At 48.0% G+C, this 24,443-nt stretch carries 20 protein-coding genes; all 20 read right to left on the bottom strand.

Annotated features, from left to right (window positions below):
- Positions 1-30 precede the first annotated feature (30 nt).
- Positions 31-2,061, bottom strand: coding sequence for a DNA mismatch repair endonuclease MutL (gene mutL, locus ADU22_RS11050; protein WP_053362200.1), 2,031 nt, complete (start codon positions 2,059-2,061; stop codon positions 31-33).
- 30 nt (positions 2,062-2,091) lie between these two features.
- Positions 2,092-4,812 (bottom strand): DNA mismatch repair protein MutS, encoded by a 2,721-nt coding sequence (mutS, locus tag ADU22_RS11045; protein ID WP_053362199.1) that lies wholly within the window; start codon positions 4,810-4,812, stop codon positions 2,092-2,094.
- Positions 4,813-4,986: 174 nt separating this feature from the next.
- Entirely contained in the window at positions 4,987-6,114 is a 1,128-nt protein-coding gene (locus ADU22_RS11040) for an ABC transporter permease (RefSeq protein WP_053362198.1), read from the bottom strand.
- Positions 6,107-7,309 (bottom strand): ABC transporter permease, encoded by a 1,203-nt coding sequence (locus ADU22_RS11035; RefSeq protein ID WP_053362197.1) that lies wholly within the window; start codon positions 7,307-7,309, stop codon positions 6,107-6,109. Before ADU22_RS11035 ends, ADU22_RS11040 begins: the two co-directional genes overlap by 8 nt.
- Positions 7,310-7,321: 12 nt before the next feature.
- Entirely contained in the window at positions 7,322-8,257 is a 936-nt protein-coding gene (locus ADU22_RS11030) for an ABC transporter ATP-binding protein (protein WP_053364529.1), read from the bottom strand.
- A gap of 193 nt (positions 8,258-8,450) precedes the next feature.
- Positions 8,451-8,993, bottom strand: coding sequence for an outer spore coat protein CotE (locus ADU22_RS11025; protein WP_046522097.1), 543 nt, complete (start codon positions 8,991-8,993; stop codon positions 8,451-8,453).
- Between the two features lie 270 nt (positions 8,994-9,263).
- Positions 9,264-9,692, bottom strand: coding sequence for a YlbF/YmcA family competence regulator (locus ADU22_RS11020; protein WP_053362196.1), 429 nt, complete (start codon positions 9,690-9,692; stop codon positions 9,264-9,266).
- 1 nt (position 9,693) lies between these two features.
- Complete coding sequence (miaB, locus tag ADU22_RS11015) at positions 9,694-11,238, bottom strand: tRNA (N6-isopentenyl adenosine(37)-C2)-methylthiotransferase MiaB (protein WP_053362195.1); 1,545 nt, start codon at positions 11,236-11,238, stop codon at positions 9,694-9,696.
- A 224-nt stretch (positions 11,239-11,462) separates the two neighbouring features.
- The gene (locus ADU22_RS11010) at positions 11,463-12,329 is read right to left on the bottom strand and encodes a 2-oxoacid:ferredoxin oxidoreductase subunit beta (protein ID WP_053362194.1); all 867 of its coding nucleotides are present in this window, start codon (positions 12,327-12,329) and stop codon (positions 11,463-11,465) included.
- Positions 12,330-14,066 (bottom strand): 2-oxoacid:acceptor oxidoreductase subunit alpha, encoded by a 1,737-nt coding sequence (locus tag ADU22_RS11005; RefSeq protein WP_053362193.1) that lies wholly within the window; start codon positions 14,064-14,066, stop codon positions 12,330-12,332.
- 457 nt (positions 14,067-14,523) lie between these two features.
- Positions 14,524-14,784, bottom strand: coding sequence for a stage V sporulation protein SpoVS (gene spoVS, locus ADU22_RS11000; RefSeq protein ID WP_029281188.1), 261 nt, complete (start codon positions 14,782-14,784; stop codon positions 14,524-14,526).
- A gap of 184 nt (positions 14,785-14,968) precedes the next feature.
- Positions 14,969-15,766, bottom strand: coding sequence for a 2',3'-cyclic-nucleotide 2'-phosphodiesterase (ymdB, locus tag ADU22_RS10995; protein ID WP_053362192.1), 798 nt, complete (start codon positions 15,764-15,766; stop codon positions 14,969-14,971).
- Between the two features lie 95 nt (positions 15,767-15,861).
- Positions 15,862-17,421, bottom strand: a complete 1,560-nt coding sequence (rny, locus tag ADU22_RS10990) for a ribonuclease Y (RefSeq protein ID WP_053362191.1) — start codon at positions 17,419-17,421, stop codon at positions 15,862-15,864.
- Positions 17,422-17,686: 265 nt separating this feature from the next.
- On the bottom strand, positions 17,687-18,730 hold the full coding sequence (gene recA, locus ADU22_RS10985) for a recombinase RecA (protein WP_053362190.1): 1,044 nt from the start codon (positions 18,728-18,730) through the stop codon (positions 17,687-17,689).
- Positions 18,731-19,181: 451 nt separating this feature from the next.
- A complete protein-coding gene (locus tag ADU22_RS10980; RefSeq protein WP_053362189.1) occupies positions 19,182-20,423 on the bottom strand; it encodes a competence/damage-inducible protein A in 1,242 nt (413 codons plus the stop codon).
- Positions 20,424-20,446: 23 nt separating this feature from the next.
- Positions 20,447-21,025: a CDP-diacylglycerol--glycerol-3-phosphate 3-phosphatidyltransferase gene (gene pgsA, locus ADU22_RS10975; RefSeq protein ID WP_053362188.1), complete on the bottom strand. Its 579-nt coding sequence runs from the start codon at positions 21,023-21,025 to the stop codon at positions 20,447-20,449.
- Positions 21,026-21,276: 251 nt separating this feature from the next.
- Positions 21,277-22,179: a helix-turn-helix domain-containing protein gene (locus tag ADU22_RS10970; RefSeq protein WP_053362187.1), complete on the bottom strand. Its 903-nt coding sequence runs from the start codon at positions 22,177-22,179 to the stop codon at positions 21,277-21,279.
- A 20-nt stretch (positions 22,180-22,199) separates the two neighbouring features.
- Positions 22,200-22,991, bottom strand: coding sequence for a DUF3388 domain-containing protein (locus ADU22_RS10965; protein ID WP_046522108.1), 792 nt, complete (start codon positions 22,989-22,991; stop codon positions 22,200-22,202).
- 353 nt (positions 22,992-23,344) lie between these two features.
- Positions 23,345-23,596: a DUF3243 domain-containing protein gene (locus ADU22_RS10960; protein WP_053362186.1), complete on the bottom strand. Its 252-nt coding sequence runs from the start codon at positions 23,594-23,596 to the stop codon at positions 23,345-23,347.
- 104 nt (positions 23,597-23,700) lie between these two features.
- Complete coding sequence (gene ymfI / locus ADU22_RS10955; protein WP_053362185.1) at positions 23,701-24,423, bottom strand: elongation factor P 5-aminopentanone reductase; 723 nt, start codon at positions 24,421-24,423, stop codon at positions 23,701-23,703.
- Positions 24,424-24,443 lie beyond the last annotated feature (20 nt).

Genomic DNA, 24,443 nt, shown 5'->3' with positions numbered 1-24,443 from the left:
AAAGCGCATCCGGCTTCGGATGCGCTTTTTTTACATAACCCTCTTGAACATTTTCTCCATCTCGTAAGTGGAGTAATGGATGATGATTGGACGGCCGTGCGGACAGGTGAATGGGTCGGATGATCGTCTAAGTTCGTCCAGCAATGATTGGATCTCATCGTTGCGCAGATGGCGGTTGGCCTTGATGGAGCCTTTGCAGCTCATCAGGATTGCCGCTTCCTCACGCAATTTCTTGACATCCACCCTTTTCATCGACAAGAGCTGCTCGATCATCTCTTCGATCAGTTCTTTCTCCTCACCGCGCGGAAACCACTGCGGATGGGAGCGGACAATATAGCTGTTATGCCCGAAGGATTCAAGGAAGACTCCCACCTTCTCGAGTTCATGAAGGTACTCATCAATCCGGATGCAGTCATCAGGTGAATACTCGAAAGTCAGCGGCACGAGCATATCCTGAAGCTCACTTGCCACCTGGCCGACCTTCTCGCGGAAATATTCATACTTGATCCGTTCCTGGGCGGCATGCTGGTCAATGATATACAAGCCGCGGTCATTTTGCGCCAATATATAGGTTCCATGCATTTGGCCAATCGGATAGAGAGGCGGTACCCGTGATGAGACAGCTTCACTGTCCCCCACTTGCGGCTTTGGCACCGCAAATGATTCGTTTTCTAGGCAGACCTCTGCTCTTCTGTCTTCCTCATGCAATCCATTCATCCGAACCGGTCTTACATCACCTTGTTCCAGCATTTTGTCGCCAGTCCCATTTGAAGGAATACCCTCGGACAGATTCTCCTCCAATGCCCGTTCACGGACTTCCAGCCTGCCGCTGGGCCAACCGCCAGGAGCAGGGACTTCGGCCTTTGTTGCCTCAGGAAGGTCCTGCTCCCAGGCAGGTTCCTCAGCAGCATCACGCGTGGCAGGCCCTGTCGCCTGCTCTTCCAAGCCGCTGCCGGTCCATGCATCCCCCTTGTTCAAGCCTTGCCGCCAATCAGGCAGGTGCTCGAGCTCTAGGAAGGTCTGCTCCGACTTGGGCTTTTCGGCTTTTTTGGAGACGAAACCGGCCGGAATCAATTCCTTTGTCTTAAATACATTTTTAATCGCTTCCGTGACAAGCTGGTTCAGTTCCTGCTCCTTGCTCAAGCGGACCTCCATTTTGGAAGGATGCACATTGACATCCACCAGCAGGGGATCCATTTGGATATCGAGGAGTGCAACTGGGTAGCGCCCGATCGGAAGCAATGTATGATAGCCTTCCTGGATGGCTTTTGCCAACGCATAATTTTTAATGAACCGGCCATTGATCATTGTGGAGATATAGTTCCTCGAGGCCCTGGTGACTTCAGGCAGGGTGATCCAGCCGCTGATTTTATAATCAAGGGATTCTGCGGAAATTTCCACCATGCTTTTCACCATATTCATGCCATAGATGGCGGCAAGAACCTGTCTTGGATCGCCATTTCCATTCGTGTTCAAAAGCTTGCGCCCATTGTGCACAAGCCTGAGCGACACTTCGGGATGCGCAAGGGAGATGCGGTTGACCACATCAGTGATATTCCCAAGCTCCGTATGGATCGTCTTCATATATTTAAGGCGGGCCGGGGTGTTGAAAAACAGGTCGGTAACGGTAATGTCGGTCCCTTTGCGGCTGTCGGCCTTTTCAACACTAACGACCTTTCCGCCCTCTATCAGCACCTTTGTTCCGGCATCCTGCCCCGTTGACGTCTTCATTTCGAGGCGGGAGACGGAAGCAATGCTTGGCAGTGCCTCACCGCGGAAACCTAACGTCCTGATCCGGAAGAGGTCGTTTTCATCCTTGATTTTGCTTGTAGCATGACGCTGAAAGGCGGCAAGGACATCGTCCTCCTCAATGCCGTCCCCATTGTCAGTAATCCTGATCTTTGCCATGCCCGCTTCTTCAATCTCGATTTCCACGACCGTACTTCCGGCGTCTATCGCGTTTTCCACCAATTCCTTTACAACCGAAGCCGGGCGTTCGACGACCTCTCCAGCCGCAATTTTGTTCGAAAGTGCATCATCAAGCTGCCTAATTTTCCCCATCTTCTCCCCCTCCGTAAAAGTATCGTAAGGTTAATTCCTCAGTTTTCGCTGTAAATCGTACAGCATGTTCATCGCCTGCAGCGGTGTCATATCAAGAATATCAAGTTCATTCAGCTTATCGAGAACACGTTTTTCCTTCTTGCTTGCCGCGGAGTGTTTCACTGGCGGTACCTCTTCAAAGAAGGAAAGCTGGGCTTCTTCCTCGCTCTTTTCAATAGCTTGCTGAAGTGCAGGTTCAGCTTCCTTTACAGCTGCGGGCGTGGATATTGGTCCGGCCAAGCCGTCCTTAAAGGAACCGGCTAGTTCGCCAGTTCTCCGGCCGCCTGTGGAAGCCATCGGACTGGATGACTGCTGAGATGCAGTGTCTGTCTTATCCTTGTTTTCAAGTGCCTCAAGTATTTCCGCTGCGCGGACGATGAGCTCGGCAGGCAGTTCCGCCAGCTGCGCGACATGGATTCCGTAGCTCTTATCTGCGGCCCCTTCCTTGATTTTATGAAGGAACACGACTTTGCCGTTTTGTTCAATGGCTGAAACATGGATGTTCTTGAGCTTGCCCAGTTCCTGGTCCAGGGCCGTCAGCTCGTGGTAGTGTGTAGAAAATAAAGTTTTCGCGCCAATTTTATCATGGATATACTCGATAATGGCCTGGGCAAGTGCCATGCCGTCATAAGTGGACGTTCCGCGGCCGATTTCATCAAATAGAATCAGGCTGTTTTCAGTCGCATTCGCAATCGCATTGTTGGCTTCAAGCATTTCAACCATAAAAGTACTCTGCCCGGAAATCAAATCGTCTGCTGCCCCAATCCTGGTAAATACCTGGTCAAAGACAGGCAATATCGCTTCTGATGCTGGTACAAAACAGCCAATCTGAGCCATGATCGCCGTCAAGGCAATCTGTCTCATATAGGTGCTTTTACCAGACATGTTCGGACCTGTAATCAGCAGAAGTTCCCGTTCGCTGTCCATATAACAGTCATTTGGCACGTATTCCTGGGCAGACATCACTTTTTCAACAACAGGATGGCGGCCGTCCTTCAGGAGGATTTTCCGCTCCTCCGTAAATGCCGGTTTCACATAATGCCGCTGCTCGCTCAGCTCAGCAAAGCTTGTCAAAACATCCAGCTCGCTGACCGCCTTGGAGAGGGCCTGCAATCTTGGAATGAATTCTTTCACCGTTTCCCGGATGTTGACAAAAATGTCGTATTCCAGCTCAACAATCTTTTCTTCCGCCTGTAAAATCAAATCCTCTTTCTCTTTCAATTCCGGAGTGATAAAACGCTCGGCATTCGAGAGAGTCTGCTTCCGCTCATATTGGCCTTCCTGAAGAAGATGCAGGTTGGCCTTTGTGACTTCGATATAATAGCCAAACACACGGTTATAGCCGATTTTCAAAGATTTGATGCCCGTCTTTTCCCGCTCTTGGCGTTCGAGACTGGCAATCCACGTTTTTCCGTTACGGCTGGCATCACGGTACTGGTCAAGCTGCCCATCATAGCCATCGCGGATGATATTGCCCTCTTTAACAGAAATAGGCGGGTTTTCGACCAACGCCTGCTCAAGCAGGTCTGTAACCTCTTCGCAGGGATCCAGCTTCTCGGCAAGACGGTCTGCCGCCTCTGCCCCCATCGTATTCAGCGTCTTCTTTAAGACAGGAACCTGCATCAGGGATTTCTTGAGCTGTACCAGGTCTCGGGCATTGACATTGCCAAAGGCCACCCTTCCGGCGAGCCGCTCCAAATCGTAGACCTCTTTCAGCTTTTCACGGATTTCATGACGCTCAAAAAAGTGGGAGATAAACAGCTCCACCACTTCCTGCCGGCTTTGTATTCCCTGGATGCTGATAAGCGGGCGGTTGATCCACTGTTTGAGCATCCGGCCCCCCATCGCCGTTTTTGTTTCATCCAGGAGCCAAAGAAGCGACCCTTTTTTCGCTGTGGAACGAATTGTTTCCGTCAGTTCCAGATTTCGCTTTGAAAAGAAGTCAATTTTCATATATTGCTGGATTTCATAAAATGTGACAGGCTGCAGATGATCGAGGTTCCGTTTTTGCGTCCGGTGAAGATAGTTAAACAGCCTGGCTGCAGAAAGTTTTGCGTCTTCTTTATCCAAGCCCTCAAGAAGATTCGTATAGGCTTCGCTTACCTCTGTATTATCTTCATAAGAGATTGCGAGGACAGACCGCTCTGCCAGCCTTTTCTGAAGCTCGTCCGGGGTGGAAGAATCAAGTACCACTTCCTTTGAACCGGACAAGGACAGTTCGTTCAGCACATCATCAAAATTCCCGGCGAGCAGTGTCACCCGGCTTTCCCCGGTCGAAAGGTCGCTGCAGGCAAACCCATATGTACCGCCCTCGAAAGCGGAAACAGATGCAATGAAGTTATTCTCCTTATCATTCAGGCCCCGTCCTTCCATGAGAGTTCCCGGTGTTATCAGCTGAACAACTTCACGGCGGACAACCCCTTTTGCTGCCTTGGGATCTTCCGTCTGCTCGCAAATGGCGACCTTGTACCCTTTTTGGATGAGCTGTTCAATGTACCCCTGCGCAGAATGGTAAGGCACCCCGCACATTGGAATTCTCTCCGTCCCGCCGCCGTCACGGCTGGTCAGCGTGATTTCCAATTCCTGCGATGCCTTTATTGCGTCTTCAAAAAACATTTCATAAAAATCGCCAAGGCGAAAGAATAAAAAGGCATCCTGGTAATCTGCCTTTATCTGTAAATATTGCAACATCATCGGCGTATAAGCAGCCATTCATAAGTCCCCCAAAAACATGTTTGATCCTTTTCTAAAAATCTATTATATCATACAAGACACGGTTCTTCAGTGGGGGTTTTCTCCATTCGGGGGGCCGACAGCTTTCCAGTTGGCGTAAAATTCCCGCCTGCTTTCAAACGAAAAAGGCCAAGCAGAGGTTCTTGGCCATCCTTAATGAAATTTCACCTTTGATATTCCCACCGCGTAAAAAACCACACTGAAGCCCAGCAGGATGAACGCCGATTTGACAAGGGTGGCAGAATGGAGGCTTCCGCTGATGATTTCGCGCAATCCGAGCATCATCCAGCTTTGCGGAACCGCTTTCGCTATTTGCTGCATAAATACTGGAACAACCTCAAGAGGCCAGTATACACCGCCAAGCATACAGGTGCTGACAATGAGAACAGTATTGAGCGCTCCCGCCTGCTGGCTAGTTTTCACCAATCCTGCTATCATAAGTCCAAAGCCCGAAATCAGGATAATAATCAGCGATGCAAATGGGATGAAATACAGTAAATTCCCCCATATTGCATGAAAGAAGAGAGTCATAATCACCATTAAAACGGCTAATTGAATCCATCCCATTAAAAAGTAGGAGAGCAAATATCCCCCGAGAATTTGAGTCTGTGACACAGGAGTGACCAGCAGCCGCTGCCAAGTGCCGGCTTTTCTCTCGTCAAGAATGGAGGAGGCGGCACCCGATATGCCAAACATCATAAACATCAGGACAAAGCCGATAGTCATCAGACTGACAGCTTCCCGCTGTGCACCCTCTCTCTGGATAACCTTCTTCTGGAGATGGACTCCTTCCCTTTCTCCGATTCTTTCCAGTAAAAGGGCAGCAGATCCGCTTTCCATATTTTCGCTCCATTCAAATGAAGCGACCGCCGTTCTGCCCGCTCCTTCGAGGAAAGGCAGGAGCGTGAAATACTCCTGTGACTTGCGCTGGCTGATCACCTCGAACAAACGCTGTTTCTGTTTGATTCTGGTTTCCATGTCTCCATGTATTCTGACGGCGGCAATCGCTTCCTGCGCCTTCACGCGCTGGGCAGCCTCATTTATCGTTGTTTCTTCCCATGTGTATTGATGATTGTCCTTTAGCAAATTGACCATTTGCCGGCTGTTGGCATCCTTTCCTGCCACAACCAGGACAATCGGTTTGGAAGAATTCCCTTCTCCGGACATATTTCCAAAAATGATGCTGAAAACAAGCGGCATAATAAACATTAAAATGATTCCCGCCGGGGATTTGAGCATCGTTTTCATATGAAGCATGGCAATTGCAAACACTTTAGGCATAAGACTTCCTCCTCCCTGCTGCAAGTCTTAGCCAGGCAGCCAAAAGGAACAGGCAGCCTATGAGGAACAATGCAGCGGCCTCTCCTGCCACATCCCTTAAACCTTCGCCAGACATCAAGTCGAGAAAGCTTTGCAAAGCAAGCGCATTGGGAAAAACCCGCATCACTGAGTTGACCCAATCCGGGAACATATACAGAGGCACCATGCTGCCTCCTGCAGCGGCAAGAATCTGCGTTCCAAGCATTCCTCCAGCGCTGAAGGCTTTTTCGGTATTGGCCAGCGAACCGAAGAGGATGCCAAGACCGCAGGCACTAAATACAAACGCAAATCCAATCAGGATCACGCCCGCAAGCGAGTTTCCCCAGTGCACACCAAACAGCACACTTGTGCCGAGAATAATGACCCCAAGCTGGAGTACTGACAATAACAACAGTCCAAGCAGCTTTCCCAGGAGATACTGGGAGTAAGTCAGCCGGGTAACCAGCAGGCGTCGGTATACTTCCTGCTCTTTCTCTTCAATCATGCTTCCGACACCGGTTACCACGGTCATGAGCAGGAACATTACTCCCATACCGGCCGCATAATACTGGAACGACCCAACTTGAGAGCGGTCAGACTCGACACCCACTTCCTCAATAACCGGAAATACATTGCTCTCTTCCATGTTTAAGAAATTTTCCGGCTGAAAAGGTTCTCCTCTTTTTGCCGACTCTTCAGCAGCGAATTTCATGCCCTCCGCCTGGACGGCTGACTGACGGGAAAATTGCTGCACCACATTCTCCACAATCATTGCAGGAAACTCATTCCCCGGAGCCGAAATAATTTCAAGCGAAACGGCTTTTCCTGCCATTAAGCTTTCGGAAAAGGCGGCAGGCAGAATCAAACCTGCTGCAGCCCTCTTTTCTTCCAGCTCGACCAACACTTCCTCATGACTGAAGTTTTTGACGGTAATTTCTTTTCCCATCATCTCAGTAAAAACTGCTTTTTCGAGATACCCGCCCATCAGCCCTTCATCTTGGTTGACGATCCCAAGAGTAAAAACTGGAACATCAGCATCGCCTTCCGAGAACATGTTTCCGAATGCTGCTCCTAAAATACCGATTAACAAAACTGGCATAAATACGAGTGTCAACAGCGCTTTTTTATCGCGAACCATTAGCAGCGCATCTTTTGCTGCCAGCCACCAATACCCCATCCCTCTCCCTCCTTAATCGCGCAGGCTTCTGCCAGTCAAATGCAGAAAGACACTTTCAAGATTAGGCTCGATGATTTCAACTCCCTTTATCGCCAAGCCAAGGCTTGTCACATGCTGTATCAGCCCGGCAAGGACCAGCTGGGGGTCCTTGTGGAAAATCGTGATCTGCAGAGGATTCATGACAATATCAGCCTGGTCAATGCCAGCGAGCTGCCCGGCATCAAGCACAATCCCCTCTGCAGGGGAGGCAAGATCCAGGTTGATCCGCGACCGGTCGCCAATGGTCTCCCGCAGCTCCGGGATGGTTCCACTCGTAATAAATACGCCATGATCCATAATTCCGACCCTCTGGCAAAGATATTGGACCTCTTCCATGTAGTGGCTTGTATAGATGACGGTCATCCCTTTCTGGTTCAGCTGCTTTACCGTCTCCAAAATATGCGAACGTGACTGCGGGTCAATTCCGACTGTAGGTTCATCCATGATCAAGAGATGCGGTTTATGCATAATGGCTGCGCCAATATTCACCCTGCGCTTCATTCCTCCCGAAAAGGTACCCACCTTGTCTTTCGCCCGGTCCTTAAGGCCGATTAGTTCTAGGATATCTGACACCCGGTGCTCGAGCTCGGCTCCTGTCACTCCATACATCCTCCCCCAAAATTTCAGGTTCTCTGCCGCACTCATGGCAGGATAGAGGGCAATTTCCTGCGGAACGATGCCAATCATGCTTTGTGCCTTCTTTGGGTTTTTAACCATATCAAATCCATCGATAAAAATCTGCCCGGATGTAGGCGGAAATAAGCCGGTGATCATTTGGATTGTGGTCGTTTTTCCTGCCCCATTAGGGCCCAGCAGACCGAAGGCTTCTCCTTTTTCCACGGAAAAGGCAACTTTTTTAACTGCCTCCAAATCCTTGAATTTCTTCGTCAAACCTTTTACGACGAGCAGCTCCATCCCTCTCTCCCCTTTTTAGATCTATGTACCTACCACTACTATATCAAGTATGTTTACTCTTTTTGTGAAGTATGTGTGAATTTTCGGAAAATATTTTACACTTTCTCCTATATTATATACACCGGTGTAACCTCTTTCTTAAAAACGGCAAAAAAAAACTAGGAAGCACAACCTTCCTAGTTTTATCCTATTCCTCTTCGCCAAGCAGGAATTCCGGATTCAAATCTTCGAATTCTTCGTCATCGACATCAAAGCCCCAGTCATCGTCGCAGTCCTCGCATCCATCAGGATTGATGGCGACGCACACTTTTGTTTCGCCAATCACTTCTGTCAGGAATTCTCTCTCCACATGGACAATAATTTTATTGCCATTCGGGGAAATGACTGCTTCAATGCAGTTCGGCTGCTGCAAGACTTGAACAAGGACTTCATGGTCATCCAGGCAATCAGGGTCACGGTACTTCAACTTGATGACATCGCAATACGTCACTTTTTCTGTTACAACTTCAGTTCTCGTATTATCATCAAAAGAGTACCAGCAGTTGATCTCATATGAACCGTTGACCTCAACTGTTTTTCCGGACTTTTTCGCCTTATATTTGTGGTTTATGACCCAGCATCCAAGAATGCTGCATGGATCGTGCGGTGGGCAGATCGTATGATTGGACTGGGTAAACTTACGTCCTTTCGCTACGACGGCTTTCGTGATAATCTCTCTGTATTCTCCCATTGCGAGCGAACCCTCCTCAATCTTTTTCACTTCATCCTATGCGGGACAGTAGTCTAGTGTGCGCGAGATTTATCTGTCTCCCGTGTATCAATCAAGGCATATAACATGATATGCCTATAGCCCTGAAAGGTTCCGGAGGAGATCGTCGAGGAGAGCTGTTTTACCAGTTGAAGCTTCTAAAACCACAGAAAGGCAATGAGTTGGCAAAGAAGCAAAAAAGGCGCCAGGGCCTTCCCGAATAGGTAGGTTCCTGACACCTTACTGTGCATATTAATGACTGCAGCTGCCGCCTTTGGCAAGGGCTGCACCTGTTTCGCCGCGAAGGACGTCGCCACCAGTAGTGCGGAGAATCTCATCTGTTACCGTGTTGGAGATGGTAGAAGCTACAATTTGCAGCAAGTCATTGACATCAAGCTGGGATTCCTTAAACTCCTGGACAACCGGAATTTCATCCAGTTCCGCTTCCAGCTTGGCAATCTTCTCTTCCGTTTTCTTTAGGGCTTCTTCTTTGCCATAATGCTTGTAATTAACGGCCTGCTTTTGCAGTCCTTTAATGGAAGAAATCAGCATGCTGACTTTCTCGTTTTCATGGATATGCGCCTCTGCACGTTTGAAGAAATCAACTTCTTCTGTCTCAGCAATCATTTGCGCAAGCTCTTTTGCACGTTCCATAATATCGTCTTTTGTATAATTCGCCATCCTATTTCACCTCAACCGATTCTAGTTCTTCGACCATTTCCCCGTTTAACGACCATGTTTTTGCATCCGTGATTTTAACTTTGACAATCTTGCCAATCGCTGTTTTCGGACCAACAAAGTTTACCAGCTTGCTCTTGCTTGTATAACCTGCCAGAACATCCGGGTTGTTTTTGCTTTCTCCTTCAACCAGCACTTCAACCGTTTGGCCCTTATATTTTTTTAGTGCCTCAGCAGACAATTCGTTTACAAGAGCATTTAAGCGCTGAAGACGTTCTTTTTTCACTTCCATAGGTACATTATCCTGCATTTTCGCAGCAGGCGTTCCTTCCCTAGGCGAATAGATGAAGGTATAAGCCGACTCATAGCCAACCTCCCTGTATAGGGAGAGAGTTTCTTCAAATTGCTCATCTGTTTCGTTCGGATATCCAACAATGATATCTGTAGTGAGCGCCACATCCGGAATCGCCGCTTTAATTTTTCTGACCAGTTCAAGATACTGTTCACGTGTGTATTTACGGGCCATGATTTTTAGGACATCCGTTGAGCCTGACTGGACAGGAAGATGGATGTGGTTCATCAAATTGCCGCCTTTGGCCAGAACCTCGATCAGGTGGTCGTCGAAATCACGCGGATGGCTGGTTGTGAAACGTATTCTTGGGATATCAATCTTGCGGATTTCATCCATCAAATCGCCAAGGCCGTATTTGCGGTCCGTGAAGTCCTTGCCATACGCATTGACATTTTGGCCGAGCAGGGTAATTTCCTGATAGCCTTGCGCTGCGAGCTGGCGGACTTCATGGATGATTTCTTCCGGACGGCGGCTCCTCTCTTTCCCTCGTGTATACGGAACGATGCAGTAGGTACAGAATTTGTCGCAGCCGTACATAATGTTGACCCATCCCTTGATATTGCCACGGCGGACTTTTGGAAGGTTTTCAATGACATCGCCTTCCTTGGACCATACTTCGATGACCATTTCCTTCGACATATACGCTTCATGCAGGATATTTGGGAGACGGTGGATATTATGGGTCCCAAATATCATGTCCACTTGTGTATAGGTCTTGAGGATTTTATTGACAACGGACTCTTCCTGGGACATGCAGCCGCACACTCCAAGAAGCAAGTCCGGCTTCTGGGTTTTCAAGTGCTTCAAATGGCCAAGTTCGCCAAACACTTTGTTTTCCGCGTTTTCGCGGATGGCACATGTATTTAAAAGAATGACATTGGCATCATCCACTGAATCTGTCGGTTCATAGCCAAGGGCCATGAAAATTCCAGCCATAACCTCGGTATCATGCTCGTTCATCTGGCAGCCGTAGGTTCTGATATAGAACTTCCTGCCATTCCCCAAGCCCCTGAATTCCTCGGAGATTTGGAAATCATCGTGGTATTTTACTTCTTCCTTGCCGCGTTTCTTTGCATCCTTTAAAGAAGGCGGAACAAAAACAGTTTCGAAGTACTTGCTATAATCCTTGGCGGATTTTTTGTCCGATGGATTGGCATTTTGTACTTGCTGGCCTTCAAGGCGCTGATTTTCATTCATCGTTTGATCTCCTTTCGCGAGCTGTTCTTCAAGATCACAGTTCAATAAAACTTTAAACATACAATTAATAATTATAAACGTTAAGGGGCATACAAACAATAACCCATGTCACAGTTCCAGCTATCACCTGAAAAAAACCCTTGATAGGCAGGCCCTTCCTCCTTGCCCCTGTTTTACTTTGGCATCAAGACAAAGCCCCAATCAGAAGATTGGGGCTTTACAGCTTAAACAAATTCCGCTGTCAATTTATCGAAGTATTCCTGGTCAAGCGTAAGGTCCGCATGGGCAAGCGGCGCTTCAGAATAGCCATTGATCATTTCCTGATAGGATTTGCGCTCGGTATTCTGGTAGATCAACCCGGTAACAAGTCCATCATGCTTCATCAATGTCTGCATCGCCGTTTCGCGGCTGGATGGGTCATACCCTTCGACATCGCTTAGCTTTGTCAGGTTTTCCTTGAACCAGTCATATGTGTTGACCTTGTTATACGTTACACATGGGCTGAATACGTTGATCAGAGAGAAACCTTTATGCTTGATTCCTGCTTCAATCAGCGCCGTCAAATCCTTAAGGTCCGTTGAGAAGCTTTGGGCGACGAAGGTTGCGCCTGCCGTAAGAGCCATTTCCATTGGGGAAATCGCCTGCTCAATCGAACCTTGCGGAGTGGATTTTGTTTTAAAACCAGCCGCCGAACGCGGAGAGGTCTGTCCTTTTGTAAGACCGTAAATCTGGTTATCCATTACAATATAAGTTATATCGATGTTCCGGCGTATCGCATGGATGGTATGTCCCATTCCAATCGCGAACCCGTCACCATCTCCTCCGGAAGCAATTACTGTCAAATCGCGGTTGGCCATTTTGACACCTTGAGCGATTGGCAGGGAGCGGCCATGGATTCCATGGAACCCATAGGAATTGATATATCCTGAAATACGGCCGGAACAGCCGATTCCGGAAACTACAGCCAAATTCTCGGGCTCAAGCCCGACATTGGCCGCTGCCCGCTGCATGGCGGCCTGTACGGAGAAGTCGCCGCAGCCTGGGCACCAGTTAGGTTTTACATTATTACGAAAATCTTTAAAAGTGGCCATTTAGAACAACTCCTTGCATTTCGTGTGGATTTCATGCGGCAAGAAAGGATTTCCGTCGTACTTTAGGATTTTGTTGATCTTCCCATGGCTTCCGACGTTCATCTTCAGGATGTTTGCCAGCTGACCCGTTGCATTGTTTTCAATGACGGCAACCTTTTTAGCCGATTGGACAAGCGGAAGGATTTCATCAACCGGGAATGGATGGATCAAACGAACTTGAGCATGGTTTACTTTAACTCCATCTTGCTCTAGTCGCCCCATTGCTTCCTCAATCGTGCCTCTTGTCGAGTTGAAACCAACGATCAGAAGGTCTGCTTCCTCATGCGGAGCGTTCTTATGAACTGGATTATTAAATTTGATATTTTCAATCTTGCGCATGCGCTTATCCATCTGTGCGATGCGGTTGGCTGCAGATTCGGAAGGTTTTCCTGTCTCTTCATGCTCAACTCCGGTCACATGATGGATGCCATTCTTCATTCCAGGAATCACGCGCGGTGACACACCATCTTCTGTTACTTCATAGCGCTTGAAGTATCCTTTATTTTCAATTTCAGGAAGGTCTTCTGACTGCAGTTTTCCGCGGCGGATTTCCACCTTGTCAAATTCAAGCGGCTCAACTGTCTGTTTTCCTAGTGAAAGCTGAAGGTCAGTAAGTACGATGACAGGGCACTGGTATTCCTCTGCAAGGTTGAAGGCTTCAGCCGTATCATAGAACGCTTCCTGGACCGTGCTTGGCGCCATGACGATCTTTGGAATTTCACCATGTGTTCCATAAATCATCGCCATAAGATCGGATTGTTCCTGTTTTGTCGGCAATCCAGTTGAAGGGCCCCCGCGCTGAGTATCTACAATAACCAAAGGAGTTTCCGTAATCCCGGAAAGGCCAATAGCTTCCATCTTAAGAGATAAACCAGGGCCAGCAGAAGCAGTAAGGGCACGGACACCGCCGTAGTTTGCACCAATCGCCATTGTGACAGCAGCAATTTCATCCTCTGTCTGAATGACAGTGCCGCCAACTGCAGGAAGCTTTTTGATCAGATATTCCATGATTTCCGAAGCCGGGGTAATTGGGTAGGCAGCCATAAAACGGCAGCCTCCAGCCATGGCGCCAAGAGCGATTGCATCGTTTCCGATCATGAACAAACGCTTCTGGCCATCTGCCTTGTCAAGCTGCATAGCTCCAACCTTCTCACCAAGCTTTTCTTTCATATGATCATAGCCAGCCTGAATAGCCTCCATATTCTTGTCGACAACCTGCTGACCTTTGCGTCCAAAGATTTCCTGTACTACTTCTTCGAATACTTTAATATCAAGGTCCAGAACAGCGCTTGTAGCACCGATGGCAACCATGTTTTTCATTAGAGATGTGCCAAGCTCGGTTGCGATTTCCGTAAATGGAACCGCATACAAAGAAGCCTGCGTATCTTCCGGCTTTTTAGGGTCGAATTTCGTGTCTGCCATGATGACGCCATTTTCGTGAAGCTCTTTGTAATTCACATCAATGGTTTCTTGGTCAAAAGCAACAAGGATGTCCAAATCATCGGAAATGGAACGGACCTGCGTTGTGCTGACACGGATTTTGTTATTTGTGTGTCCACCTTTAATCCTTGAAGAAAAATGGCGGTATCCATACAAATAGTAGCCAAGCCGGTTTAATGCAATCGAAAAAATCTCTCCAGTACTTTCTATTCCTTCTCCCTGCTGTCCTCCAACTTTCCATGAAAGTTGATTGATCATCTCTTACACCCCTTTAGGTACGAAAAAAATATGTAATTATGTTTCTTTCATAAATTGTAGCACTTTTCCAAGTAAATCACTAGAATTACCCAACATTTCCTGTATTAAAACCTCTACTTGGACCAATACTAAACGCTTTCAATTCTAGACCTATGCACCAAAAATTGCAACCCTTTCAAGGGAAATATTGACCAAAATACGTATATTTTTTTATTTTTTAGATTTGTCTTTAAAAATACTGTTTACACAAAGAGCTGTACGTTAAAAACCGTAATTTTGCTATCATTTTTTACCTGGAAGCAGCCAACTTGTGAAACCCTTGCCTTTAAGTTATTATTTCAAAATAACAATTTCTCTGCAGCCCGGTGAGCAGCGGCTCCGTGCTTTTGGGCACAAAAAAACCATTCGAAAGCGAACTGCAAACGAATGGTTTTTACTTTGTGATGTTCCCCGCAGACTATCTGGGCTCAATAATCAGCTTGATGGCGGTTCGTTCTTCCCCATCAATCAGAATATCGGTAAAGGCCGGGATGCAAATCAAATCGACTCCGCTAGGCGCTACAAATCCTCTTGCGATCGCTACTGCCTTGACAGCCTGATTCAATGCACCCGCACCGATTGCCTGGATTTCGGCTGCCCCTCTTTCACGCAGCACTCCAGCAAGCGCACCAGCTACAGAATTAGGATTAGATTTTGCTGAAACTTTTAATATTTCCATTCCTAGCTCCTCCTTATTTTCTCCCCAAACCCGAATGCAAGCTCACACCCAGGATAAGTTTGTTCCACTCTACTATATTCATGGACTTGCGCCTGTATGCAGCACAGGTCTAAAAAAGGAGAAGGAGGACAAAAGAATTGCAAGCCTCGCAAAAGTATCTTCCTGAACTATGTTTCTCTACAGACTACCCAAAAAACGGATGATCATCGCTAATGAGCACTCTTTGGATCTTCTTTGCTTTTCCTGTCTTACTGTCCAGGTCTATGATGGCCCCTGACAGCTGGTCTCGGCCTGTTTCACTCACTTCGAACCTTACAGGCAACGAAGTTAGGAATCGCTTCATAACAGCCTCTCTTTCCATTCCCAGGATGCCCTCATAAGGACCGGTCATCCCCACATCGGAAAGATAGGCCGTCCCTTCAGGCAAAATGCGTTCATCTGCTGTCTGGACGTGGGTGTGCGTTCCCACCACTGCCGTTACCCTGCCGTCCAAATACCAGCCCATCGCCTGCTTTTCACTTGTCGCCTCTGCATGGAAATCAACAAATATGATGGGCGTGCGCTTTCTGGCTTCCTCAATCAGTTCATCCGCTTTTTTAAATGGACAGTCAATCGGGGGCAGAAACGTTCTGCCCTGCAGATTGATAATCGCCACTTCATCCTGATTCACTTTTAAGTAGACAATTCCCTTTCCGGGAACCTCTTCCGGAAAATTCGCTGGACGGACAAGATATTTGGCATCATCAATAAAATCAAAAATCTCCTTCTTATCCCAAGCATGGTTCCCGAGCGTGACAGCCTGAGCCCCCCATTCAAGAAACTGCCGGTAAATTTTCTCGTTGATGCCCTTGCCGCTCGCGGCGTTTTCGCCATTGATGATGGTAATGGTCGGCCGGTACTTCTCTTTCAGCTTTGACAAGTATTGCTTTACCATATCCCGGCCTGGGGACCCAACAACATCCCCGATAAATAAAATCCTCATTATTCCCACCCTATCTATTTAGGTTATTTAAATGATACCTCTTCTTTAAGGTGCACATTCTTCCAAAATTAAAAAAGCGGTGCAAATGCACCGCTTTATTTTGCATACTCAACTGCCCGTGTCTCGCGAATGACAGTGACTTTGATATGGCCTGGATAATCGAGTTCATCCTCAATTTTTTTGCGGATATCCCGTGCCAGGCGGTGGGCCTGGAGATCATCAATTTGGTCTGGCTTGACCATGATCCGTATTTCGCGGCCTGCCTGAATGGCAAATGATTTCTCCACACCTTCATAGGATTCGGAGATTTCTTCCAGTCGTTCCAGACGGCGAATATAGTTTTCAAGCGCTTCACTGCGGGCACCTGGACGCGCAGCTGATAAGGCATCAGCAGCAGCCACCAGGACAGCAATGATGGAAGTCGGCTCAGTATCACCATGATGGGAGGCAATGCTGTTGATGACAACAGGATGCTCCTTGTACTTGGTCGCAAGCTCTACACCGATTTCAACATGGCTGCCTTCAACCTCATGGTCAATTGCTTTGCCGATGTCATGCAATAAGCCTGCACGCCTCGCAAGGGTCTCATCCTCACCTAGCTCGGCAGCCAGGAGGCCTGAGAGCTGGGCGACTTCCATGGAGTGTTTGAGGACATTTTGCCCATAGCTTGTACGATATTTCAAACGTCCAAGTATTTTGATCAAATCAGGATGCAGACCGTGGACACCCACTTCGAAAGTCGTTTGTTCACCGACTTCACGGATATGCTCATCCACTTCACGTCGCGCTTTTTCAACCATTTCCTCGATTCTTGCAGGGTGGATACGTCCATCCTGAACAAGCTTTTCAAGTGCGAGCCTTGCCGTTTCCCGGCGGATTGGGTCGAAACCGGAAAGAATAACGGCTTCTGGCGTATCATCGATAATCAAGTCGATTCCAGTCAGTGTTTCCAGTGTCCGGATGTTCCGTCCCTCACGCCCGATGATACGTCCCTTCATCTCGTCATTAGGAAGATTGACAACGGAAACTGTTGTTTCAGCAACATGGTCCGCTGCGCAGCGCTGGATAGCCAGGGATAATAGCTCCTTCGCTTTCTTATCAGACTCTTCCTTCGCCCTGTTTTCGTTTTCTTTAATCATGACAGCGATGTCGTGAGCAAGCTCTTGCTCTGTACGTTCTAAAATGATGGATTTTGCTTCTTCACGCGTTAAGCTAGAGATTCGCTCTAACTCGGATTGCTGTGCGCGTACCATCTCGTCCACTTTGCTTTCCATTTTTTCAATATGCTGTTGTCTTTGGGTCAGAGAGTCATCTTTCTTCTCCAAAAGGATTTCGCGTTTATTCAACGATTCATCCTTCCGGTCAAGATTCTCCTCCTTTTGCAGTAAACGATTTTCTTGTTTTTGAAGTTCATTTCTTCGCTCGCGAACTTCACGTTCAGCTTCCGTGCGAAGTTTGTGAATGTCATCCTTTGCTTCAAGCAGGGCCTCTTTTTTCAATGCCTCCGCATCCCGCTTAGCATCTTCAAGAATCTGTTCTGCCGCATTTTTTGCCCCGGCAATCTTTGCTTCTGCAACGGATTTTCGATAAAAATAGCCAACAACTGCACCGATGATTAGGCCAAGCAAAATGGAGATGATTATTATGAATTCCATCATTTTCACCTCCTCTTGCTATGAACTTTTGTTACGTTTTTTAAAGTGTCGGCATGTATATTGTCAACTAACATCAACATACAGCGCAATGGCTTTTAAACGTTTTTATTACTATAAAAAGTAAAAATATACATTTTTAATTGTAAAGCTGCCTATTTTCATTGTCAAGGGTTTGTCAGATGATAGCGGCAGTTTCACTTCCAGGAGAATCCAACTTATGTACAAGAAAAGCAAAGCCGGCGTTCGGCTTTGCTTTTTTCCAGAATTAAAGCTCAAATTCTTCCTGATCTTTTTCGTCCTCATTCTCCGTAATCACTTTTTCGCCGTCAAGGGCGTAATGATCACGAATCTTCTGCTGAATTTCCAGAAGAAGGGAAGGGTTCTCTTTCAGGAACAGCTTCGCGTTCTCACGCCCCTGGCCAACACGCTCATTATTATAAGAATACCAGGAACCGCTCTTCTGGACGATGTCCAGTTCGGAAGCCATATCAATGATTTCGCCTTCCTTGGAGATGCCTTCCCCGTACATGATATCCACTTCAGCAACACGGAATGGAGGTGCAACCTTGTTTTTGACGACCTTGATTTTGGTCTTGTTTCCGACTATTTCATTGCCCTGCTTTAATGATTCCGCACGGCGCACTTCAAGACGGACACTGGAATAGAATTTCAGCGCGCGGCCGCCAGGCGTTGTCTCGGGGTTTCCAAACATAACCCCAATCTTCTCACGAATCTGGTTAATGAAGATGGCAATGGTCTTGGATTTGTTGGTGGCACCGGACAGCTTGCGCAGCGCCTGTGACATCAGACGGGCCTGGAGACCAACGTGTGAGTCTCCCATTTCCCCTTCAATCTCCGCTTTAGGAACAAGTGCAGCTACCGAGTCGACAACCAAAATGTCAACGGCTCCGCTTCGGACAAGTGCTTCCGCAATTTCCAAAGCCTGTTCGCCTGTATCCGGCTGGGAGAGCAGCAACTCATCAATATTGACACCCAGCTTTTCAGCATAAACAGGATCAAGTGCGTGCTCGGCATCAATGAACGCTGCCTGGCCACCCTGGGCCTGGATTTCGGCAATGGCATGCAGGGCAACAGTCGTTTTACCCGAACTCTCCGGACCGTAAATTTCAATGACACGGCCGCGTGGGTAACCGCCGATTCCCAATGCAACATCCAATGCAAGCGAACCGCTCGGGGAAGTCGATACCCTGCGTTCTGCCTGCTCACCCAGCTTCATAATTGAGCCTTTACCAAATTGTTTTTCTATTTGCTTTAACGCCATTTCTAAAGCAGCTTGACGATCGCTCACTCAATTTCCTCCTTTATTATAAAAACGGTCTGGCTATATACCAGAACGAAAAACTATTAAATCACTATCATTAATATACCTGTTTTTTTTCCGTTTGTCGAGCAAAAAGTCGAACATCCATTCGTTTATTTTGGATGGTAAGTTTTTGGTGAAATTGGATTTTTCGATTGAATTTTAAGAGAATTCCCTGTATTGCTATCCTTTGAAACTAGCTTTTTGGTTATTGTCTGATTATTCTTGGGGTGCATTGAAGGAGGGATAAAGAGGGATGGAGGACCTCTTTCACTTCTATCCCTGCCAAAATGGGCCTCCATCCCCTCCACGGAGGACGCCTTCCAGCCATATTACCTATTAATGCCCCACCATCACCAAATAGCAACCTCTTTTACAGTGATCCTCCATAAAAATATCCCCGGCTCCTACCGGGAGCCAGGGATATTTGCAAGTTCTTCTATTCGGCTTTCAATGCCTGGATCAGCAGGCTGGCGCCGTGTTTGACGGTGCGTATCCGGTTAATTTCGCGGGTGCCTGCAAGAATCAGTTTCTCGGCAAGCGCGGGCTGTCCCTTTATAAAGAGACCGACGAAGACCGTACCCGGCGGGTGGCCTTCAAGGGCATCAGGCCCCGCAACACCGGTAAAACTGATGCCTGCATCTGCGCCAAGAAGGCTGGCAGCATTCTCGGCAAGCTCGCGGGCACATTCAGCACTGACTGCTCCGTGTTCCGCAAGCGTCTCCTCACGAGCGTGCACCAGCTTCACTTTCGCTTCATTCGAGTAACACACCATCCCGCCTTTAAACACGGAGCTTGCGCCTGGAATCGCGGTCAGCTGTTCCTGGAACAAACCTCCTGTCAGGCTCTCTGCCGCAGCGACTGTCAGGTTCTTTTCTTTTAAAAGCTTGAAAAGCTCTTTCATGAGCGAGGTATCATCATAGCCGTAGAAAAATTGGCCCACCCGGCTGAGGATTTCCGCCTCAACCTCATCAATCAGCTGAATAGCTCCTTCTTCCGTGCCATTTCCAGCAGTCAGGCGGATGGTCACCTCGGATTCGCCGGCGAGCGGTGCAATGGTTGGATTGCTCTGCGCCTCGATTAAATCCTCGAGCTGCGCTTCAAGGGCAGCCTCGCCGATTCCGAAGAAGCGCAGCACCCGGGAGACGATTTTTGCCTGGGAGTCCATTTTTTCGGCAATAGCAGGGATGCCATATTTGGCAAACATCGGCTCCATTTCGAATGGAGGACCGGGAAGAAGCATGTAATGATGCCCGGCGGCAGCCAGGAACATCCCTGGCGCCATTCCATTCTCGTTAGGCAGCACCTGTGAGCCTTTAAGGACAAGCGCCTGCTTGCGGTTGTTCTCTGTCATCTTCCGGTTTGACCTGCTGAAATAGGATTGTATCGACTGCATAGCCGACTCGTCCATTTCCAGGGAAGTTTCCAGGTGTTTTGCGATTGTTTCCTTGGTCAGGTCATCCTTGGTCGGACCGAGTCCGCCTGTAAAAATGATCAGGCTCGACCGCTCTTCGGCAATCTCAAGCGCCCTTTTTAAACGGTCGGGATTGTCTCCAACCACTGTATGGTGATAAACGTTCACACCAATCGCCGCCAGCTGCGCTGACAAGAAACGGGCGTTTGTATTGGTGATTTGACCCAGCAGCAGCTCGGAGCCGACTGCAATGATTTCTGCATTCATTTTTCCACCCGCCTAATAAGCCATTATTTGGAGTTCTTGAAAACTGCTTTATTTTTAATAAAATAATCCCAGCCTGACCATACCGTAAAGAACATGGCGACCCACAGGGCAATATCGTCAAACGGCAAGGAAATCATTTCAAAAATGATGTTGTGGAGCAGCAGGGCGGAAATCGCGATGATCTGCGTCCATGTTTTAATTTTGCCAAGATTGTTGGCCGCGACCACTTCCCCGCCTTCTGCCAGAATGGCCCGCAGACCGGTAACGGCGAATTCCCTGAAGATGATGACAATGACAATCCAGGAGGGAGCCATGTTCAATTCCACAAGGACGATCAGTGCCGCAGACACAAGCAGTTTATCAGCGAGAGGATCCAGGAATTTCCCCAGGTTCGTTACTAGATTATATTTACGGGCATAATAGCCGTCCACCCAATCAGTAGTCGAGGCGAAAATGAAAATCAGCGCCCCGGCCAAATGGGTTACCGGCATGGTTGCTCCCAGGAAAGTGACTTCTCCCCAATCCAAAGGGGCAAGCATCACAATCAGAAAAATAGGGATAAGAAGAATTCTCGATACAGTAATTTTATTAGGTATATTCATTTGACATCCTCCAAACAAAATATGTCTGCGCCATGATGGTTTTCCATTGCGAGAACTTGAGAAAAGCGCAAGCGCCTTGGTCAGCCCCGACAAGCATAAGACGCTACAGAATAGAAGGCTCTTTGCCTTCAATTCTGGAGTGGCTTATGACCTCGAGGGGCTAGGCGCTGGAGCTGGACAGTAATCTAAGTTTAGAAATTTATCCTTATTTATGAAGCAAGCGAAAAAATAGTCACCTAAAGCGATGACTATTATTCGCCTTTAATATAACGGATTGTAATATCCTGCCTTGTGCTGTCCGACGGGAACTCCAGTTTTTCGCCATTGACCAGTATCTCCGTATCCGGTACGAATCCTACGACCACCGTGGCTTCGGGCTGGTCCGTGAAATCGAATTCCTTGCTGTCTGTTCCGTCCGATTTTAAGGTGCCCTGGAAGACGGATTTGCCCTCACCATTGCGGATGTCTACCCAGGTTGCGCCAGTTGAATTCACGGTCAGCTCGAACTTATCGGCATTTTTAAGTTCGTATGTGGCCTGTCTGCCGCTGGTATTGGCGACAGAGAGTTCCTGGGCCGGCTGTTCTTCTTCGGCAGCTTCTTCATTTTCTGCATTTTCTTCAGTTCCTGGCTCTTCGTCATTTGCGGCCTCTTCTTCCGCTCCGCCATCTTCGCCGTTATCATTGGTGCCTGCATTCTCCGGCTCTTCGATGATGACAGGATTGTTGCCCTCGGAACCTGATTCGTCCCCTCCGCCTCCGGCCTTTTGGACGACAAGGTACCAAACGAAGACGACAAAGGCGGCCAGGGCAATGCCGACCAGTACTTTCGGAAGCAAATCCAGAACCTTGGACTTTCCAGGGGACATGCTTTTCCGGGACTGCACGCGTGAAAGCTGTTCCGGCAGGTCATCACTATATGTAGCAGGGATCTCGTCCTTATATTGTTCAAATATTTCTTCCGGATCCAGGCCTACTGCCTCAGCGTATTGCTTAATAAATGCCCTGACGTAAAATTTGCCGGGCATCATCGAATAGTTGCCTTCTTCAATTCCGATGAGATATCGCTTCTGGATTTTGGTCAAGTCTTGAAGCTGTTCCAGGCTAAGCCCTCTCGCTTCTCTTGCTTCTTTTAAACGGACTCCTAATTCTGTCACGATAACACCTTCCAATACAATTAAAAATCGAACCCTCCGAAATCCGAATCCGTAAACATATGGTTTTGCTGGACCATATCGTACACTATTTCCTCGCCCTGTTCGTGTCGGAGCTCGATAATATAATCAAAATCATTGATTGTATATTCCGTATTCTGCACAAATATATCGGGATGCTCCACCACCTTGACGGATGGCATGCGCATGATTTCCCTGACAAGCTGCCAATGGCGCTCATTGGCCCGGCGCGTCGAAACGATTCCATCGATGATATAAAGGTTGTCTGTATGATACTCATCATCAATCAGCTGGTTGCGGATTGTCTGCTTGAGCAGGGTGGAGGAAACGAACAGCCACCGTTTGTTGGCACAGACACTGGCAGCCACCACAGACTCTGTTTTGCCCACCCTGGGCATGCCTCTGATGCCAATCAGCTTGTGTCCTTCCTGCTTAAACAATTCTGCCATAAAATCGACCAGGAGTCCAAGCTCATCCCGTACAAAGCGGAAAGTTTTTTTATCATCCGCATCTCTTTGGATATAACGGCCATGGCGGACCGCCATTCGATCGCGAAGTTTTGGTTCGCGCAGTTTAATTACCTTTATGGTATCCATTGTATTTAGGATTGACTCCAGCCTGACGATTTGTTCATCATTTTTCGCAAGGATCAATAAACCCCGGCGTCCTTCGTCAATTCCATTGATGGTAACGATGTTGATGGCAAGCATCCCGAGGAGCGAAGAGATGTCGCCCAGCAAGCCAGGACGGTTAATCTGAATTTCATACTCTAAATACCACTCTTTCTTCTCCATCAAAACCCTCCATCCCGTTTTTGTCCAGCCAGGCTTGTCCCCGGCTTCCAGCCGTATTCTTTGTTTCTATAATATATGATTTTATTGGAAGATGAAAGAAAAAGGAACAGAAAAGCGAAGGCGCCTTGTTCAGCTCCGACAGGCATAAGACGCACCTGAATAGAAGGCGTTCTCTGCCTTCATTTCAGGGGTGGCTTATGACCCGAGGAGCTAGGCGCCGCAGCTGGACAAGAAAAGCGAAGGAGCCTTGTTCAGCTCCGACAGGCATGTCGAGAAGGCAGTAAGGCGGCTTGTTGCCTAAAAAACCTAAAAAAAGAGAGGCACTCAGCCCCTCTCCTTCTATTGGGTTTTACTCAGCCATTATTTTGGACTAGCTTGACCATCATATTGGCAATTGCATGCTGCTCTTCGGGACTGGCCACAGACCAAAGATCAGCAAGAACCTTTTCCTGCTCGTTCTTCGGGTCCACATTTTGAGCCAGATAATCCCCAACCTGGTACGCAATATCGGAGATGACGCCATTGCTCATTCCCTGGTTTTGCGCCTGGTCAAGACGGCTGCCCAAAAATTCTTTCCATTGTCCCCAGTTATCCAAAACAGACATAGTTTGAACCTCCTTTTAAAGTGTTCAAAAATAGTGTGCTTTAGCTGGGGGGAAAATATACACAGCCACAAAATCGTAAAAAATGCTTTTGGCAGAAAGTAATCCTAAACATGCCAGCCGCCATTGATGGAAAGGGTCTGGCCGGTTATGTACCCAGCCTGCCCGGAAAGCAAAAACAGGGTTCCATTGGCAATATCCTCGGGCAGGCCGAGGCGTGACAGCGGAATCGCTTCTTTCAGTACGGCAAGCTCATCCGGAGAAAAATCCGACAGCATCGGGGTTTCGATTGCACCTGGGGCAATGGCATTCACCCTGATTCCAGAGGGGGCAAGCTCTTTGCTTAACGCCTTGACGAAGGCCAGCTGCGCTCCCTTCGCTGTTGAATAGGCCACCTCATAGGCTGCGCCTGTCTGTCCCCAAATTGAAGAAATGACTATGATGCTGCCGCTTTTTTTTGACAGCATTTTAGGCAGCAGCTCTTTTGTCAGCAGCATAGGCGATGTCACATGCACCTGCAGCAGCCTCTCCACATCGGTTTCTTCTAGGTCCTGCAGCAAGCCATATAGTGCATTCCCTGCATTATGGATAATTGCATCCAGGCTATAGATTTGCGAAGCGAGCATTTTGTAGCCTCCGCGGTCTGACAGGTCCGCCTGCACAGGGATATACTCCCCGCCAAACCCCTCTAGCCGCTGGATCAAGCTTCGAGCCCCATGATAATTGGAGTTGTAATGCAAGTAAAGCGAATATCCCTCCTCCGCCAGCCTGAAGGCAATGGCCTGGCCAATCGCTCCGCTCGCACCGGTTATGAGTACAAATTTTTTCATCTTCTCTCCCCTGTTTCATT

The sequence above is a fragment of the Bacillus sp. FJAT-27251 genome (assembly GCF_001273925.1).
GTDB lineage: Bacteria > Bacillota > Bacilli > Bacillales > Cytobacillaceae > Mesobacillus_B.
Note: the sequence above shows the minus strand (reverse complement) of the source record. Positions and strands in the feature narration are given on the sequence as shown.